The sequence below is a fragment of the Nocardia amikacinitolerans genome (assembly GCF_900215415.1).
GTDB classification, from domain to species: Bacteria; Actinomycetota; Actinomycetes; order Mycobacteriales; family Mycobacteriaceae; genus Nocardia; species Nocardia amikacinitolerans.
The window spans coordinates 74,060-90,513 of record NZ_OBEG01000003.1 but is presented as its reverse complement, the minus strand read 5'-3'; the positions used below and the strand labels follow the sequence as shown (position 1 = coordinate 90,513).

At 68.9% G+C, this 16,454-nt stretch carries 18 protein-coding genes and 1 pseudogene; 7 read left to right on the top strand and 12 right to left on the bottom strand.

Annotated elements, in window-relative coordinates:
* The first annotated feature begins 302 nt into the window (after nt 1–302).
* The 3 genes from CRP45_RS14750 to CRP45_RS14740 all read left to right on the top strand — a co-directional run bounded on the left by CRP45_RS14750 (nt 303) and on the right by CRP45_RS14740 (nt 2,976).
* Entirely contained in the window at nt 303–1,028 is a 726-nt protein-coding gene (locus CRP45_RS14750) for a VIT1/CCC1 transporter family protein (protein ID WP_097246077.1), read from the top strand.
* Nucleotides 1,029–1,115: 87 nt separating this feature from the next.
* On the top strand, nt 1,116–1,787 hold the full coding sequence (locus CRP45_RS14745; RefSeq protein WP_097245568.1) for a phosphoribosyltransferase: 672 nt from the start codon (nt 1,116–1,118) through the stop codon (nt 1,785–1,787).
* A 391-nt stretch (nt 1,788–2,178) separates the two neighbouring features.
* Nucleotides 2,179–2,976, top strand: a complete 798-nt coding sequence (locus CRP45_RS14740) for a hypothetical protein (protein WP_143861436.1) — start codon at nt 2,179–2,181, stop codon at nt 2,974–2,976.
* Nucleotides 2,977–3,279: 303 nt separating this feature from the next.
* Here CRP45_RS14740 and CRP45_RS14735 read toward each other — a convergent pair whose 3' ends face one another.
* From CRP45_RS14735 to CRP45_RS14725, 3 genes are read right to left on the bottom strand one after another with little or no spacing between them, the layout of a single operon-like run.
* Complete coding sequence (locus tag CRP45_RS14735; RefSeq protein WP_097245566.1) at nt 3,280–3,468, bottom strand: CsbD family protein; 189 nt, start codon at nt 3,466–3,468, stop codon at nt 3,280–3,282.
* A gap of 7 nt (nt 3,469–3,475) precedes the next feature.
* Nucleotides 3,476–3,631, bottom strand: coding sequence for a DUF6131 family protein (locus tag CRP45_RS33835; protein ID WP_097246076.1), 156 nt, complete (start codon nt 3,629–3,631; stop codon nt 3,476–3,478).
* A 36-nt stretch (nt 3,632–3,667) separates the two neighbouring features.
* Entirely contained in the window at nt 3,668–4,105 is a 438-nt protein-coding gene (locus CRP45_RS14725) for a hypothetical protein (RefSeq protein WP_179830881.1), read from the bottom strand.
* 156 nt (nt 4,106–4,261) lie between these two features.
* On the opposite strand from CRP45_RS14725, the gene CRP45_RS14720 reads away from it, so the two are divergent.
* Nucleotides 4,262–4,456 carry a heavy-metal-associated domain-containing protein gene (locus CRP45_RS14720; protein WP_067790628.1) on the top strand — a complete coding sequence of 65 codons (195 nt, stop codon included), beginning with the start codon at nt 4,262–4,264 and terminating at the stop codon, nt 4,454–4,456.
* 966 nt (nt 4,457–5,422) lie between these two features.
* A complete protein-coding gene (locus tag CRP45_RS32965) occupies nt 5,423–6,586 on the top strand; it encodes a cytochrome P450 (RefSeq protein WP_143861435.1) in 1,164 nt (387 codons plus the stop codon).
* Between the two features lie 9 nt (nt 6,587–6,595).
* Here the strand turns inward: CRP45_RS32965 and CRP45_RS14710 are convergent, their stop codons facing one another.
* The gene (locus CRP45_RS14710) at nt 6,596–7,618 is read right to left on the bottom strand and encodes a DUF418 domain-containing protein (protein WP_097245564.1); all 1,023 of its coding nucleotides are present in this window, start codon (nt 7,616–7,618) and stop codon (nt 6,596–6,598) included.
* Between the two features lie 121 nt (nt 7,619–7,739).
* Between CRP45_RS14710 and CRP45_RS14705 the strand changes: the two genes are divergently transcribed.
* Nucleotides 7,740–8,222 carry a MarR family winged helix-turn-helix transcriptional regulator gene (locus CRP45_RS14705; protein ID WP_245910149.1) on the top strand — a complete coding sequence of 161 codons (483 nt, stop codon included), beginning with the start codon at nt 7,740–7,742 and terminating at the stop codon, nt 8,220–8,222.
* Nucleotides 8,219–8,599 carry a DUF5313 family protein gene (locus CRP45_RS14700; RefSeq protein ID WP_097245562.1) on the top strand — a complete coding sequence of 127 codons (381 nt, stop codon included), beginning with the start codon at nt 8,219–8,221 and terminating at the stop codon, nt 8,597–8,599. The genes CRP45_RS14705 and CRP45_RS14700 overlap by 4 nt, the downstream gene beginning before the upstream one ends.
* Before the next feature lie 2 nt (nt 8,600–8,601).
* Here CRP45_RS14700 and CRP45_RS14695 read toward each other — a convergent pair.
* From CRP45_RS14695 to CRP45_RS14660, 8 genes and pseudogenes are all read right to left on the bottom strand, one after another.
* A pseudogene (locus tag CRP45_RS14695) lies at nt 8,602–8,974 on the bottom strand (cytochrome P450); the annotation flags it as partial.
* 107 nt (nt 8,975–9,081) lie between these two features.
* Nucleotides 9,082–9,861: a hypothetical protein gene (locus CRP45_RS33345; RefSeq protein WP_097245561.1), complete on the bottom strand. Its 780-nt coding sequence runs from the start codon at nt 9,859–9,861 to the stop codon at nt 9,082–9,084.
* A gap of 259 nt (nt 9,862–10,120) precedes the next feature.
* Nucleotides 10,121–11,077, bottom strand: a complete 957-nt coding sequence (locus tag CRP45_RS14685; RefSeq protein WP_097245560.1) for an MlaD family protein — start codon at nt 11,075–11,077, stop codon at nt 10,121–10,123.
* Entirely contained in the window at nt 11,074–12,093 is a 1,020-nt protein-coding gene (locus CRP45_RS14680; protein WP_097245559.1) for an MlaD family protein, read from the bottom strand. The genes CRP45_RS14685 and CRP45_RS14680 overlap by 4 nt, the downstream gene beginning before the upstream one ends.
* 190 nt (nt 12,094–12,283) lie before the next feature.
* Nucleotides 12,284–13,387 (bottom strand): MlaD family protein, encoded by a 1,104-nt coding sequence (locus tag CRP45_RS14675; protein ID WP_097246075.1) that lies wholly within the window; start codon nt 13,385–13,387, stop codon nt 12,284–12,286.
* Nucleotides 13,387–14,430: an MlaD family protein gene (locus CRP45_RS14670; protein ID WP_097245558.1), complete on the bottom strand. Its 1,044-nt coding sequence runs from the start codon at nt 14,428–14,430 to the stop codon at nt 13,387–13,389. Before CRP45_RS14670 ends, CRP45_RS14675 begins: the two co-directional genes overlap by 1 nt.
* Nucleotides 14,418–15,422 (bottom strand): MlaD family protein, encoded by a 1,005-nt coding sequence (locus tag CRP45_RS14665; protein WP_097245557.1) that lies wholly within the window; start codon nt 15,420–15,422, stop codon nt 14,418–14,420. Before CRP45_RS14665 ends, CRP45_RS14670 begins: the two co-directional genes overlap by 13 nt.
* Entirely contained in the window at nt 15,419–16,453 is a 1,035-nt protein-coding gene (locus tag CRP45_RS14660; protein WP_097245556.1) for an MlaD family protein, read from the bottom strand. The genes CRP45_RS14665 and CRP45_RS14660 overlap by 4 nt, the downstream gene beginning before the upstream one ends.
* Nucleotide 16,454 lies beyond the last annotated feature (1 nt).

Below are 16,454 nucleotides of genomic sequence, written 5' to 3'. Positions count from 1 at the left end.
GCTGCTCGCCTCCCGCGCGAATCCTCAGTGCTCGCGGTCGGTCGGCGGCATCGGAAATGCCCGGCCGCTGCTCGCCTCGGGCCGACGGTGCCAGCGGGTCGCGGCAATCGACACGGCTTGGTCGGCCGCTATCCGACGATTCACCGCTGCGGAGCCGCCGACACTCTGGAACCCGTTGCGGCGGAGTCATTTACACAGCGCCTCGGCAAGTACGTGGCGAAGACACCGCCCGTCCGCCACACCTTTCCGCACCGTGTCGCCCTGTCCTGAGCAAAGCGCGGGCACGCATTAAGGTGCGGGGCATGGAGGACTCGACGACCAGCGGTTCCCATCCGTACGAGCCGCACGCGGCCGGGTTCGCGACCAGGCTGAACTGGTTGCGCGCCGGCGTGCTCGGCGCGAACGACGGCATCGTGTCGACCGCGGGCCTGGTGGTCGGCGTCGCCGCGGCGACGACCACGACGAGCGCGATCTTCACCGCGGGCATCGCGGGTGTCTCGGCCGGTGCGCTGTCGATGGCGGTCGGCGAGTACGTATCGGTCAGCACCCAGCGGGATTCGGAGCGTGCGCTGCTCGCCAAGGAACGCAGGGAGCTCACCGACGAACCCGAGTACGAGCTCGCGGAACTCACCGACATCTATCGGGCCAAGGGACTCACGCCGGAGACCGCGCGCAAGGTCGCCGAGGAACTCACCGCCTACGACGCCTTCACCGCGCACGCCGAGGCCGAACTCGGCTTGAACCCGCGCGAACTCACCAATCCCTGGCAGGCCGCGCTGTCCTCCGCGATCGCGTTCACCCTCGGCGCGCTGCTGCCACTGCTGGCGATCCTGCTCCCGCCCGTCACCGCGCGCATTCCGGTCACGGTCGCCGCGGTACTTGTGGCGCTGGCACTCACCGGTTCGGTCAGCGCGCGGCTCGGCGGAAGCGATCCACGGCGCGCGGTGCTGCGGGTGGTGCTCGGCGGCGCGCTGGCCATGCTGGTCACCTACGGCATCGGGCAGCTGGCCGACGTCGCCGGAATCTGACCCGGTCACCGCGCTCCCACCCGCCGTTGGGCATTCGGCCGGGCGTAGACTTCGGTGCTTTCCGAAGTCCGAGTCCGGAGGCCGACCATGCCCTTCCGTGATCGCCGGGCGGCGGGTCGGCGACTCGCCGTGCGGTTGACCGACTTTCGGGACGCCGAAGCCGTGGTACTCGGGGTGCCGCGCGGTGGCGTTCCGGTCGCCTACGAGGTGGCCCGCGCGCTGAACGCGCCACTCACGGTGGCGATGGTGCGCAAGCTACGTGTGCCCTATCGGCCCGAATTGGCGTTCGGCGCGATCGGTGAGGGCGGCGTCGGGGTGATCGACGACAAGATCCTGGCGCGCGCGTTCGTGTCCGAGTCGGGGCGCGCCGAGGTGGAGTCCGAACAGCGAGCAGAGTTGGCGCGCAGTGCGATTCGCTATCGCGGCGGCTCGTCCGCCCTCGCGCTGCACGGGCGGACCGCGGTGATCGTCGACGACGGAATCGCCAGCGGCGTCACCGCCCGCGCGGCCGTCGCGGTGGTGCGTGCGGCGGGGGCCGAACGCATCGCGCTCGCGGCGCCCGTGGGCGCGGCCTCGGCGATCCGCACGCTGAGCGGGAAGGTCGACCAGGTCGTGTGCCTGGAGGGCGCGGAAGTGGTCACCGCGATCTCCCGATGGTACGGGGATTACGCCCCGGTCGACGACGCCCAGGTGTGCGACCTGCTGGACGGTGCGGCGGCCGAATTACGCCAGCGCTCCGGCGAATCCGGTCAGCGATAGGCCGCAGCCGAATTGCGCCGGCGTTCAACCGAATCCGGCCCGCAGTAGGCGAGACCGAGGTCGACCGCGGCAGTGACACGGCTCTCGTCCAGGCCGCTCCCCAGTGTCGGCGCGAATCTCGATGCCGGTACGTTCAGTCGTGGAAATTCACTGCCGCATTACCGCGGCCCTACCGCGATACCCAGAGAAACTTCGGTGGCGATTCGGCGACCGGTTTACCACAAATGCGTTCATCGCGCGGCCGTTGCGTGAACGACAAGAAATCCTCCACGAAACCGGGCGGTACGCCGCAATGATCTGAAACTGCTATAACCGCAGGTGGTCCACTCTACGATGAACGCGAGCAGCCCACTCGGGTCGCGGGTGGGCGTCGGAGGAGGAGGGGTTGTTCGTGACGGTCCGAATCCAGTGGCTCCATAAACTTCTCGACGAATCGGCCGGGGAACCGGTCGATATTCCGGTCGATTCCTTCGGCTTCGGCGACGGATTGCGCGCGCTGTTTCCCGACGGCGTTCTGCAATTCTCCGCTGGAATCGAAACGGGTGACGGTAGCGCCCGGGTTTCCTACGCCGACCAACCCGCTTCTGCCAGGTTGAGCCGCGCCCGCGACGGCGCGGACATCGAGCTGGACGTCCGGCTACCCGGGACGGGAGCATCCGCGCAACTGCTGGCCCGGTGCGCCGGGTTCGAGCTCCCCGACCTGCCGTGCGGAACATCCGACACCCTCACACTGCGCTTGGACGAGCACGCGGGCACGACGGTGCGGGCGAACGGCGCCGACGTGACGGTGGTGCTCCGGGAGAACGGTGAGCGCATGTTCGCCGCGGCCGCCGATGGCTGGCAGGTGATCTGCACCGACAGGCCGCTGCCCGCCGCCCGGCTGGCGACGCTGGGAACCGCGGAGAGCGAAGGTCTTTCGCGTGCCGTACTACCGGACCCGTTCGCCGATGAACTGCCGCCGGGGGCGTGGCTGCTGTTACCGAGAACGGGCCGACAGTCACGCCGCTTTCTGGTGCGGCTGGAAACCCCGCGTCCCGAGACTCCGACCGACCCCTCCCGGCTCGATGGACTCGGGCGACCGATGCCACCTGCCGCGACCCGCGTTCGGCGCGCCGATTCGCCGTACCGCCCGGTGCGGGCGGTGGCGACCGGCGACGGCTTCGCTCTCCTGGCAGGCACCAGGTCCTAGGCCGAGCGTGGCAACGGCCGGGTTGCAGGACTGGGCGCCGCGCACCGACGCCCGGCGAAGACGATCACCTTCACGCCGACAAGGAAATTCACCGACAACCTCCAGGTGCGCACAACGCAACCGACGGCTGAGCCGACTACGCGCACTTTCGGCCGTCGCTGCGGCGCAGAAGGCCATCGAACCGGTCGCGTGGAGGTTCCGCTCGTGGGTGTGAACTGGCGGCCTGTCTACCATCCTGCGTTCTCCGCCGCGCATGCCGATGTCGGCCGAGAGTGCACACCCTCGGCCGACATCGGCGATCGGTCAGCGTCGGAACGCGTCCCGCACTTTGTTGGCGGCTTGTTTCATGTTGCCGCGGAACTGATCTCGCCGACCTTCCGCCGTCAGCCTGGGGTTATCGGTCGCGCGTCCGAAGAATTTCTTCAGGCGACCCCGCGCGGCCTGAATGCGGTGGTCGAAACGACTGTTCCTTCGGTAATTGTCGGCGTTCATCGGGACCTCAGTAATAGTGCCTGCGGCCGCCGATCGGACGGCCCACCGAGCCGGCGATCCAGAGCACCGCGCCGACGATCAGCACGATGATGCCCGCGGTGGTCAGCAATCCGATTCCGAGCAACCAACCCACAATCAGAAGAATCAATCCGAGGATAATCACGGTCACATCCCTTTCTTTTGGTAAACCGTTGACGTGTCAGGTGGTAGTCGGCGCCTGTGTCTTGCCGCGAGCGCCCGCCATCGGCGCGGCTCCGGACGGTCGGCGCAGGAATCGGTTCGGGCTCCAGGCCGGCTTGCCGGCGGGCGGCGGTGCGACGGACGGCGCCTGCGGCGGAGCCGTGTCGCGACGAGCCGCCGCGACCTCCCTGCGTGACTTGCGCAGTTCCCTGCGCGCCTCACTGCCGCGGCGAGAGGTGCGCCAGAGCCCGGTCAGCAAGAGCACCAAACCGAGCGCGCCCGCCGCGCCGATCACCGTGCCGTAGAGGAACACCTCTCCGGCCGAGGCCGTGAACTGATAGTCGAAAACGGCGAAGTCGCCCGTCGACGTGCGTAGCTCGCCGGTATTCGCCGCCACCGCGGCGACGCCGACGACCACCGCGCCGATCAGGACGATCAGCCCTAGGAGAATGATCATGACAATCCTGGTGCGCTGAAATTTTCTATTACGAATCCGCTATTCCCGGTTCCGCCGGGCTCAAACAACACGATCGGAAACGTTTGCGCCGCACGGTTTCGGTGTATGCGCAGAACTGACCACAACCGGTCGATCAGCACCAAGGAGAGTCGGGCAATGACCTACACCTTCGACCTCACCGATTACTCGGACGAATCCGCCGTCGTCGCCGAGAACGCGCTGCGCGGCCTCGGCGGCGTCGATTCCGTCGACGTCGACCGGGTCTCGGAGACCATCACGGTGAACTCCACGACCCTGACCTACGGCGAGGTCCTCGACGCGATCAGGCAGGCGGGCGTCCCCGCGAAGTAGTCGGCCTCGGCCTTTGCGGCGGCGGCCTCGGGGCGGCCAAATGGTCCCTCCAGCCGCCGTTCGCGCTCCTTCTCCCGCAGTCGCGGTCGCCGGTCACCGCGTCGGGGTCAACTAGCCGGTCCGATTGCCTCCGCGCAGCCGTGCGCCAACCCGGCAGCCAACGCCGCGATCACGTCCCCCGTCGCGTGCGGTGGAGAACTGGCCGTTGACCACGGCCTGCACGGCCACGTTTGTCCTGCGCGGCCACGCTTGTAGAGAACGATGGCGGCCAACGTCGCCGAACAGCCCTCCCCCGGCCCAGCGCGACAAGAGGTCGCGCGGCAGCCCATTCGCTCGGTCAGTCCGGCGCGCGGACGCGCCCAACAGCGTCGTCGGCACAAGCGTGCAGAATGCGCCGCCGCGCGTCCGCGCCACGCCGCCGTCCTGTCGTACCGCGCTGCCGCACTGCCGCGCTGCCGTCCTGTCGTGCCGCGCCGCCGCCCTGCCCTCCTGCCCCGCCACGCCGCTGTCCTGCCGTGCGCGCCGCCGTCTTGCCGTACCGCGCTGCCGCTCTGCCGCGCTGCCGGTCCTGTCGTGCCGCCCTGCCGCGCTGCCGTCCAGCCGCGCCGCGCCGCGCCGCCGTCCAGCCGCGCCGCTCCACCGTCCTGCCGCGCCACCGTCCTGCCGCGCCGCCGCCCCGCCGCGCCACCGTCCTGCCGTGCGCGCCGCCGGCTTGCCGTACCGCGCTGCCGCGCTGCCGCTCTGCCGCGCTGCCGCGCTGCCGCGCTGCCGTCGTGCCGCCGCCGTCCAGCCGCGCCGCGCGGCCGCCCCTGCCACGCCGCCGTGCTGGCGTGCCGCGCCGCATTGCCGGGCAATCGCGGAGGAACGCCTCCACCAGCCCACACGGCGCGCGTGCCGCGGGCGGAGTACTTTGGTGCGCACCGAGCGTGCCGAGAAGTATTGGCGGACAAGCGGATGGGGGCTGGGATGCGAGAGATTTTCGATGCCGATTTCGCGGCGGATCCGTGGCCGGTGCTCGACGCACTGCGCCGCGAGGGCGGCGTGCACCGGATCCGCACACCCGACGGTCCGCCCGCCTGGCTGGTGACCAGGCATGCCGATGTGCGCGCCGCGCTGTCGGACGAACGCTTGACCGCCGACGTTACCAAGGCCGGGCCGGTGGACTATGCCGGATTCGCCGTCCCACCCCCGCTCAACGCGCTGCTCGTCGCCGACGCCGAGGCTCATGTCCGCCTGCGCCGCCTGATCACCGCCGAGCTGGTGCCGCGCCGCCTGACCGGGTGGGGCGAGCGCGCGGGCGATCTGGTCGAATCACTGCTACGCGGCGCCGAGGCGGATCCGAAGGTGGATCTGGTCGCGCGTCTCGCGGTTCCGCTACCCACCGAAGTGCTCGGCGACCTGCTCGGACTGGCCGATTCCGAACGGGAAACCCTACTGGACTGGGCGAATTCGACGCTGTCGCCCGACGGGTCGGCGCCACGGGCCAGGGACACCCTCGCCGCCATGCGCGCGTTCGTCGACGCCACGATCGAAACGGCGAGCGCCGACAGCCCGGTCGGGCGGCTGGTGGCCGCGAGCAACGAGACCGGCTCGCCGACCGCGGACGAACTCGCGGGTGTGCTGTTCTATCTGCTGTTCGTCTGGTACGAGGTGCTCGCCGACCTGATCGCGGGCGCGCTGCTCACGCTGATCGCCGAACCCGCGCACCGCAGGGCTTTTCTGGCGGCCACCGACCGACGCCGCGCCGTGGACGAACTGCTGCGCTACATCTCACCGCAGGTGCTCGCCGGACCGCGCTTCGCGACAACGGATCTGGACATCGGGGACTACACCGTGCGGGCTGGGCAGACCGTACTGCTGTGTCTCGCGGGCGCCAATCGGGATCCGGCGGCGTTCGATCGGCCCGACCGGTTCGACCCGGCCCGCGTCCGCAATGCCCAGTTGGGTCTCGGCCACGGCGCGCACTCCTGTCTCGGCACCGCGCTCGTGCACAGCGTCACGGGGGCCGTAATTCAGCAGTTCTTCACCAGGTGGCCCGAGACGACGCTGACGACGCCCGCACCGGAAATACCGTGGCGCTGCGGTTTCCGGCACCGCGGGCCGCTCCTGCTCCCGGTCGCGCTCGCCTGAATACCGAAGTCACCTGCGGGGCAGGCCGATCGAGGCGATACCTTCCGGCTCCGGCTTACGGATGGGAACAATGCGCCACCAGGTGACGCACCGCCACACCCACTCCAGCGGTCCGTACCGAAGCCAGGACATCCAGAGGTAACTGACGAAAGCCTGGAACAGGAGGATCGCCGCGGCCAAGCCGAGCAGTGCGGGATAGCGGGTGGTGCCGCCGAGATGCAGGCGCCCTTCCGCGAGCAGGATCAGTGCCGTCGCGGACACGTAGTTCGTCAACGCCATTCGACCCATCGGCTCGAGCACTTCGGCGACCACCTCACCGAATCCGGTGCGCAGCACGAGCAGCAGTCCGGTCGAATAGGCGATCGCGCCGAGCAGACCCGCGATCGGTTCGATCGAGCTGGTCCACAACTCCAGATACGGTGTGCGCCACTGCCATACCGCGGTCGCGATGGCGGCGGGCAGCGCGAGCACGAAGACGGCCGCGATCGGCCAGACGTGCCCGCGCAGAATGTCGACGAGGCCGAAACGTTCGGCCGCCAAGCCGAGCAGGAAGAGACCGGGCACCAAGGCCAACCCGCCGCCGAGAGTGAGCGCGACACCCAAAGTGCCCACCAGGCCCGCGACCAGAACGAGCCACGACGGCAACGCGGAAGCGGGCAGCAGGATCACCAGTCCCACGACGGCGTACGGAAGCAGCGCCTCGCCCGGCTGGAAGATCTGGTGCACGAGTCCGAGCATGCTGAGCGCGATCAGCCTGCGCGCCAGCACAACTCGCAGGCGATCGGTCCGCTCGGCGGCTCCGTCCAGGAACATCGCGAAGCTCAGGCCGAACAGGAACGAGAAGATCGGGAAGAAGCGCTCTTCGACCACCACCGAGAGCACATGCCGGACCGGGTCCATGGCCGCACCGGAGGGCACGGTGGCCGTCATGTCGGTGATCTGCCAGATGTTGACCACCAGGATTCCGCACAGCGCGAACCCGCGGACGGCGTCTAGTTCGTGAATGCGCTCGCGCGCGGCGACGTCGTACATGCCCCGACAGTAATGGCGCAGGTGGGTCGAGGCCGTGACCAGCGCTCGCATGGCGTCGCCCACATTTACTTCACGCACTAACTATTTGTGCGTTAACCTAGCCGGGACCCGAGGAGGAACCGTGGACACCGAGATCGAGGATCCGCTGCGCCTGGACCGGCAGGTGTGCTTCGCGCTGGCCGTGGCCAATCGCGCGGTGCTCGCCGTCTACCGCCCGCTGCTCGAACCGCTCGGCCTCACCCATCCGCAGTACTTGGTGATGCTGGCGCTGTGGGGCGAGGCGCCGATGTCGGTGAAGGAGATCGCCGAGGCCATCCAGCTCGATTCCCCGACCCTCTCGCCGCTGCTCAAGCGCCTGGAGTCGGCCGGACTGATCAGCAGGGGCCGCGACCCGCGGGACGAACGCAACCTGGTGATCGACCTGACCGAGGCGGGCGCCGCCCTGCGCGCGCAAGCCGAGCGCATCCCGCCCGCGGTGGTGCAGCGCCTCGGCGTCACCCTCGCCGACCTCGAGGAATTGCGCGACGTGCTGACCAGGGTCAACGACGCCGCCCGCCGCTCGATGCTCGCCGAATCGCACGCAATGTCAGGAGTCGACGCATGACCCGCGCCCGTCGCCGCCCCAATCCCATCGAGTGGATCGGCTACGCCTTCGGGCGCAGACTGCCCGATTCGCTGCACGACTGGGTGCGCGAGGACCTGACCGGAAAGTACGCCGTCGCACGGCATCTGGTGCGCGGCCTGGTGCCGTTCACACCGCTGTTCGCGGTCTTCATGTTCTTTCCAGGCGCATTGTGGCTGCGCGGATCGATGGTGCTGCTCGCCGTGCTGCTCGCGCTGTTCTACACCGCGGCCTTCATGCCGATGAATCGCGCGCACCGGCTGGCCAAGCACGGGCTGCCCGCCGATCTGGAGAATCCGGAGCGGGCGCGCAAGCGTGAGCTGGAGCGGGCTCGCTACGCCGCCCAGCACCCGCACTGAACTCAGTGGAGGACTAGTTCCAGGCGCGCGTGCCGTCGTACGAAGATGCTCGGAACCCATTGGGCCGCACCGGGTTCCGGTGCCAACTCGAACGAGTCGGTAGCCGCGAGCAGCGCTTCGATGGCGACCCGCGCCTCCAACCTCGCCAACGCGGCGCCGACGCAGAAGTGGACGCCTTTGCCGAACGCGAGGTGACGCGCGTTGGACCGCGCGATCCAGGCGGAGCCGGTCGGCTGCGGGGAAGATCGCCGGGTCGCGGTTGGCGGCGCCCCAGAGCAGCAGCAGGTGCGCACCTGCGGACAGCTCGACGCCGCCGAGCGTGGTGTCGGCGACGACGTGCCGGTGGTGGGCGCGGAACGGCGATTCCAGCCGCAGCACTCACCGACCGGCGGGCAGCCCCGGCGGAATCGGCGGGACCGGCAACGGGAACAGTTGCGGGACGATCGGCGGCACGGACACGACCAGCCGGAACACCCAACGACTCACCGACCGGCGGGCAGCCCCGGCGGAATCGGCGGGACCGGCAACGGGAACAGTTGCGGCACGATCGGCGGCGGGGGTACCGCCGGCGGTGCGGGCGCGGCGGGCGGTGCAGGCGGTCCCGGTACGACGGCCGGGGCAGGTGCGGGCGGAGGTGCAGGTCCGACAGGCGGTGCGGGTGCGGCAGGTTGCGCGGGCAGGGCGGGCGGTGCGGGCACGACCTGCGGCACGCAGATCCATCGGCCGTCCGGTGTGAGACCCCACTGGGCCGTGATGCCCTCGTGCGAACAATCGTCGCCGACCTGGTGGTCTTCGCGAATGTGCTCTGGTGGCACGCAGATCCACTGGCCGTCGGGATCTCGGCGCCACTGGGCCGTGATGCCGTCGTGCGAACAGTCGTCGCCGATCCGGTGCGGCTCGTGGCCCTGGCCCTGCGGCACGCACGTCCACTGGTCGTCGCGCAGATCCCACTGCGCGGTGATGCCGCCCGCCGAGCAGTCGTCGCCGATCCTGCGCGCGGTTTGCGGCGCGGCGGAGATCGGCGGCCGGGCGGTGGTGCCCATCGGCATGGTGCGCGCGGTGGTGGCCGTCGGTTTGGTGGTGAACGAGGGCGTCGGCGGTGTCGGCCCGTTCTCCGGCTCCTGGTTCGAACGCAACACGAGCCCGATCGCCACCACCACCGCCAGCGTCGCGGCGATGGCCGCCGCGATGGTGAGGACGCGAGTGTTGTTGTTCAGGCCATCGTTATCGCCGTAGGGCGACGGTCCACCACCGGATTCCACTATCGCACCGCCTTCACTGCCGAACAGAGAACACCGTCACGAGTAGTCGAGCTTCTCCGGCAGGTTACCCGAAGGTCGCTGATTCGAAGATCGACTCTCCGCAACGAGGTTCGCGCTGCTCGACAGGCATACAGGCCATTCGCTACCAATCTGCCCGCACCCCAACGAAACCCGGACTTCGCAGCACATCCCTACGCTTCGCAGGGGTCACGGGCCCTGCGAAGGGTGTGGAAGGTCTGCGAAGTCTCGGTCGCCGGGTCTATTTGATGGCGACGCGGATTTGGACGGCGTCCTCGTCGGTGCTGTGCAGGGCTTGGCCGATCAACGTGCTCAGGTCCAGCTGGGGTGCGGACGAGACCGCGGCGTCCGCGAGCGGCTGGAGGCCGGGGATGAGCGCCTTCAGTTCGGGGCCCGCTTCGCGGAGCCAAGCCGTCAACTTCTCCAGGAACGGCACGACGCCATTGCCCTCGAGGTACATCTCCGGGCTGCCCTGCGCGGTGACCAGGCGGCCGACCGCCTCGACGAGTTCATCCAGTGCCTGACCGAACTTCACCAAGCCCGGCGCGCCCGCCGCAGTGGCCGGACCCGCCCATTCGATGTCGGCGGCTGCCAACTGGAAGCTGTTGAGCAGCTCGGCGATCTTCGGCGCCCTTGTCATGATGGTCGAGGCGAGCAGGTCGCCGGACCTGGCCAGTTCGGGCATCACCGATTCGGTGCCGGTGATGGATTTGCTCATGGTCTCCACCAGCGAGCCGACCACCGCCGGGTCCAGCTGGTTCATGGTCTTGGTGACCATCCGGGCCACCTCGGCGATCGACAGCGGCGTCCGGACGTCCTCGGTGTCCAGGCGCTGCCCGTCGCGCAGGTAGGGTCCGCCGTCGGCTTTGGGCACGAACTGCACGTAGGGCTCACCGAGCGCGGAAAGGTGCTCGATGGTGACGACGCTCGCGGTGGGCACCTTGTGCTCCGCGTCGACCCGGAACCCGACCTCGACGCCGGCCGCGGTGCTGTCCACCCACGTGACGTCGCCGATCTCGATGCCGGTCAACAGGATCGGCGATCCGACGCCGAGCCCGCCGGAGTTCTTCAACACCATCGTGGCGTGCGTGTACTCGGCGAACGGATCGACCCGCACCACACCGAAGGTCAGGTAGGCCGCGCCGAGGATCATGATGGCGGCGATACCGCCGAGCGAGGCAAGCGAACCGATCTTCATCGGACGGCTCCGATCATCCGCAGGGTCTGAACGATCCGGTCGACCTGTTCCTGCTCCGCGACGGGGCTCGCGTCCACCCGAACACCGGTGACGTTCACCTTCGGCCCGCGCTCGACGAAGGGAATGATCTTGTCCCGCAACAGCGCGACGAGCATGGCCAGGTTCGACGGATCGCGCAGGTCCAGCGGCCCGCCGGTGGCCAGCGGCACGAACGCCTTGGCCGCCGCGTCACCGGACTGCACCAGCGGCGCGAGCCACCCCAGCGACTGCCCGACCGGGCCGAGACCGCTGAAGATCTCGGTCACGCCGTCGATGGACTGCGTGGCGGCGCCGAGCCGGTCCACCGAGGCCGCGCTGAGGATGTTGTCCAGCTCGGGCTGAACCTTGTGCAGCACTTCGGCGTTGTTGGCGAGGCCGTAGAGCAGCTTGTCGACCTGATCGAGGTTGGCGGCCAGGTCGGCGGCGTCGGCGCCCATCACACCCGCGATGCGCGCGGTCTCCTTCGGATCCCGCGGCAGCACCGCGTTGAACCGATTGACGATGTCCTGCAACTGCCCGACCGCGCCGCCCTGCACGAAGAACGCCATCGCCGCCATCGTGTCCTCCAGTTGCACAGGAGGTTTGGTGTGATCGATGTCGATGGTGCCGCCCGGTTCGAGCAGCTTGTCGAAGCCGTCCGGCGGCGTGGTCAGCGCGATGTGGATGTCACCGAGCACAGTGTTCTGGCGCAGCTCGGCGATCGTGTTCGCGGGCAGCTGCACCGATTTCGAGATCTCGGTGTCCACGACGACGTAGCCGCCGCGTCCCTGCGGCGCCTCGGCGGCGGGCACCACGGTGACCTTCTCGACCGTGCCGACCTGCGCGCCGTTGGCGATGACCTTCGCGCGGGCCGGGAGATTCAACACGTTGGCGAACTGGATCTGTACGCGGTAACTCGGCCCAGCGATCGACGTGCCGGGCACCGGCACCGAGGACGGGTCGAAGGCGCAGCCACCGAGCGCGATCGAGGCTGCCATGGCAACCGCTATTGCGCTGCGTCGCAAGTATTTCGGCCGCCGACGTAGCGTCACGGTGTGCCCGACCGCCTGGTCGCGCCCGGTTCCTCGATCCAGCCGAGCCGCCTGTGCACTCATGCCTGTGCCTCGCCGACGCTCGGCTCCGGCATACGCGAAGCGCGCTGGCACATGATTCGCTCACTCCGTTCGTTCACCGGGCACCCGCCAATCCCAGTACCAACTGGACCAATTCCACGTTCACCATGCCGTTCTCGGCGCCCGCGCACCGGCCGGGCGCCACCGCGTTCACCGCCGCGCACACCGCCTCGGCATTGCCCTGCGGAATCGCCACCTTCGGCGGGGCGTAGGTCAGGCTCGCCGCGCCGGTCTCCGGATCGGCGACACTGCGCAGCGCGGACGCGAACACCGGTGTGGTGAGCACGATCTCGCGCAACGAGCCGACGTTGGCGCGCAACAGCTTCAGCATCGGCACCGCGCGGTCGAGCAGGGTGAGGATCTCGTCACCGAACGAGGTGGTGATGTCGTTGAGCATCGGCAGCACCTCGGCGAGACCGTCGAACAGCTGCGCGCCCGGGATCAGCAGGTCCTCGCTTGCCTGATTCAGCACCGGTCCGACGCGCACGAGCATGGATTGCAGGTCGCCCCAGTACTGATTGACCTTCTGCGAAACCGAGGCGAACGCGTCGAAAATGCCTGCCAGATGGCCGATGTCGGCGTCGGGTGATTTCAGCGCCGAGCCCAGCTTGCGGATCAGCTCGTTGATCTGCGGCCCGGTCCCCGCGGTGGCGCGGTCCAGCGAAGCGAGGCCGTTCGCCAGCGAATTCGGCTGGGACGGATCGGGTCCGACGATCTGGTCGGAAAGCTGCGCGAGCGCGGTGAGCGTCTCGGTGAGGCTCTTCGGGGTCAGCGTCTTGGTGATGCACTGGGAACTGTTCCAGCGCTCCAGATTCGTGCCGCTGGCCAGCACCGCGAGTTCCCGATCGGCGACGACGGTGTCGGACACCGTGGTGGCCGAGGCGTCGGCGTACACCGGATGGTCGGCGTCGACCTCGAAGTCGACCCGCACGTTCGGGCCCTGGTTGCGCACCGAGGTCACGCTGCCGACCGTGATGCCGCGCATGGTCACCTGGTTGCCCTCGTACAGGCCGATGCTGTCGGGCATGATCGCGCAATAGGATTCGGTGCTCTTCAGCGGATCGAAGAGGACGACGTAACCGACCACCGCGAGCAACGCGATGACCACGGCTCCCGCGATCGACATGAACGCCTGGGTGCCGAGGAGCTTCTTCAGCATCAGCACTCCTTCCCCGGCACCGGAACGCACACCGACGACAGATCCAGACCCGCCGGCGCGGGCACGGTTTCACCCGAGCGGTCCAGAACCACGCCCTCCTCGGGAATCACCAGCGACCGCAGCTTCTCGCTCAGCTGCTGGGTGCTCGCGATCATCGGTTCGAGCTTGCCGCCCATCTCTTCCAGTCGCGGCAGGGCGTCGGACAGCTGCTGCGCTCTCGGCTTCAACGTCGACTCCCACGCGGGCGTGAGTGCGGCGAGCCGCTGCACCACGCTGTTCAGCAGTGCGACGGCCTCGCGCAGCTCCGCGCGCTTGTCGATCAGCACGGTCTCCAGCAGGTTGACGTTGTCCATCAGCCTGCCCAGATCGGTCTTCGCGCCGTCGTACATGGTCACGTATTCGTCCGCCACCGCAATGGCATTGGAGACCTGCGCGCGCTGGCGGTCGATGGCGTCGATGTAGCCGCCGACGGTGTCCAGGGTGGTGCGCAGCGTCTCCGGCGCCGAGGTGAGCGACTCGTCCAGCGCGGCGAGATTGCGCCGCAGCGTGTCGCCGTCCAGTTCGTTCAGCGGTGTCGTCGCGTCCTGGAAGGTCTGGATCAGGCTGTAGGGCAGGCGAACTCGATCCGCCGGGATCGGCTTGTCGCCGAGCGGCGCGTCACCGGCGGGGAACAGCGCCACGTAGTGCCCGCCGACCACGGTGAGCATGCGAATGTCGAGCGAGGTCTTGTCACCGAGGAACACATCGGATTTCACGGTGAACTTCATGACAACCCGATCCGGCTTCAGCTCCAGCGATTCCACCGACCCCACCGAGACACCGGCCAGGCGCACGTCGTCGCCTTCCTTCACCGACTGTGCCTCGGACAGTTCGGCGGTGTAGGTGGTCTTGCCGAACGGCACCGCGTACAGCACCGCCGCGGCGGCCATGCCGAGCACGACGAGCACCACACCGAAGATGCCGAAGCGAATCTCCTTGCGCCGCTTGGCCGCATCGTCCAGGATCGGCCGGTCGCCGAACCAGCGGGAAATCACGCCTGGCATATCGCCACCTTCTGTCCTGCGACGAGGACGCGTACCGGCGCGGGCAGCTCGGCGGCGCCCTTGCTGCACTCCGGCTGCCAGCCCGCGACGGTGCGCGGCAGCGCGTTGTCCACCGACTGGAGCAGGCCGGGCAGCCTGCCGAAGACCTCGACCGCCTGCTGCGGATCGGGGAACAGGCCGCGGATCATCGCGTCGATGTCCTGGCCGCTGTGCGGGTCGAGGCCGAGTGTCGCGAGCAGCCGGTCGAGCGGACCGAGCACCGCGGGCGCGGACATCGCGAAATCGGCGAGTCCGCCGATATCGGCCTGGAGGGATTGGAAGACGTCGCTGAGCCGAGCAAGCAGCGGCACCAGGTAGTGCACGCGTCCGCCGACCCGGTCGGCGATGTCGGACATGTTCTTCACCAGCTGACCTATCACCTGCTGGCGATCGCCCACGTACTGGCTGAGCTGGCCGATGGCCTGCATGGCAGGGCCGATGCCGGTGCCGTCGCCCTCGATCACCGCGAGCATGCTCTCGGTGAACTGGTTGACCGCTTCCGGCGACAGCGTCGCGAGCACCGGCTTCAGACCGTTGAACAGGCTCGTCACGTCGAACGATGGCACCGTCATGTCGGTGCCGATCACGGCGTTGGCGGGTAGGCGCACACCGGGATTCGGCTGCTGCTGTAGATCGATGTACCGCTGACCGGTCAGGTTCTGGTACCGAATGGCCAGCGTGCTGTTGTCGTAGATCGGCGTCGCCGTCTCGACGGTGAGGTGGACCTTCGCCTTCACCCCGTCGAGCGAGATCTTCTCGACCTTGCCCACCTGCACGCCGTACATGCGCACGTCGTCGCCGACCTTCAGGCCGTTGGCGTCGGTGAACAGCGCGTCGTGCGCCTGAGTGTCACCGGACACCGGCCGCTTGATCGCGGTGAGCACCAGCGCGAGCACCACCGCCATCACCGCGGCGAACAGACCGAGGCGCCATGCCGCGCCGCGCACTGTCATCGAATACCTCCCTGGCCGAGCAGCGGCACCGCGATACCCGGCACGCCCTGCAGGTCGACCTCCAGATTCAGCACCGGCCCCTCGGGCGAATCCGGCATCGCCGCGCGCAAACGCTCCAGCAGCAGGCGCAATTCGGCCGCCGACTGCTGCGGACGCGGCACCATCTTGGCGAGCACGCTCAGCAGCGGCGCCAGCATGTCGGTGGCCTCCGCGAGTTGTCCGCCCGCGGTGCTGACCGTGGTGGCGAGGCCGGGCAGGATCTGACCGGTGAGGGCGGCGACGCCCACGTCGTAGCGGTCCTTGTCGGTCTGCACGATCCGGATGTCGTGGATCTGGTCCAGGATCTGGATGGTCGCGCCCGCGAAGTCACCGCCGCCGTCGAAGGCCGGACCGAGTCTGCCGAGCAGTTCCGACGCGGGCATCGTCTGGTTGTCGGCGATGGTGCGCGCCACCGTGATCAGCGCCTGCACCAGCGGCGTGAACGCCTTGAAGTCCGCTGAGACCTGCGCGATGACGGTCGCCAGCTGCGGGCTGAAGACCGACGCGCCCACCTGCGAGAGGCTGCGCAGGATGCTGCCCATCGTTGCGTCGTAGACGGCGGCGGCGCGCGGGCCGGTCAGGTCGATCTCGGTGTCCTGGCGCAGCGGCGAACCGCCCGGGCCGCGGCGCAGTTCGAGTTCGCTGATACCGAAAAGGTTGGCGGGCGCGTAGTCCACCAGCAGCGAGTCGTCGATGCCGTGCAGCCGGGAGTCGTCCAGCCGCAGCGTGATTCGCTGGGTGCCGCGCGCGGCGGGTGCGATCCGGTCCACCTCGCCGACCAGCACACCGTCCAGGCGCACCTGGGTGCCCTCGGTGACACCGTCACCGATCTGTTCGGTGTGCAGCGCGATGCGCAGACCGTCTTCGGAGCGCAGGTCGCGGTAGAGCGCGGTGGTCAGCGCGACAACCGCGATCAGCGCGACGATCACCAATCCGACCGTGCGCGAACGTTTCTTGTCCGCGGCGACGCCGGGCAGACCGTAGGCAGGCAAT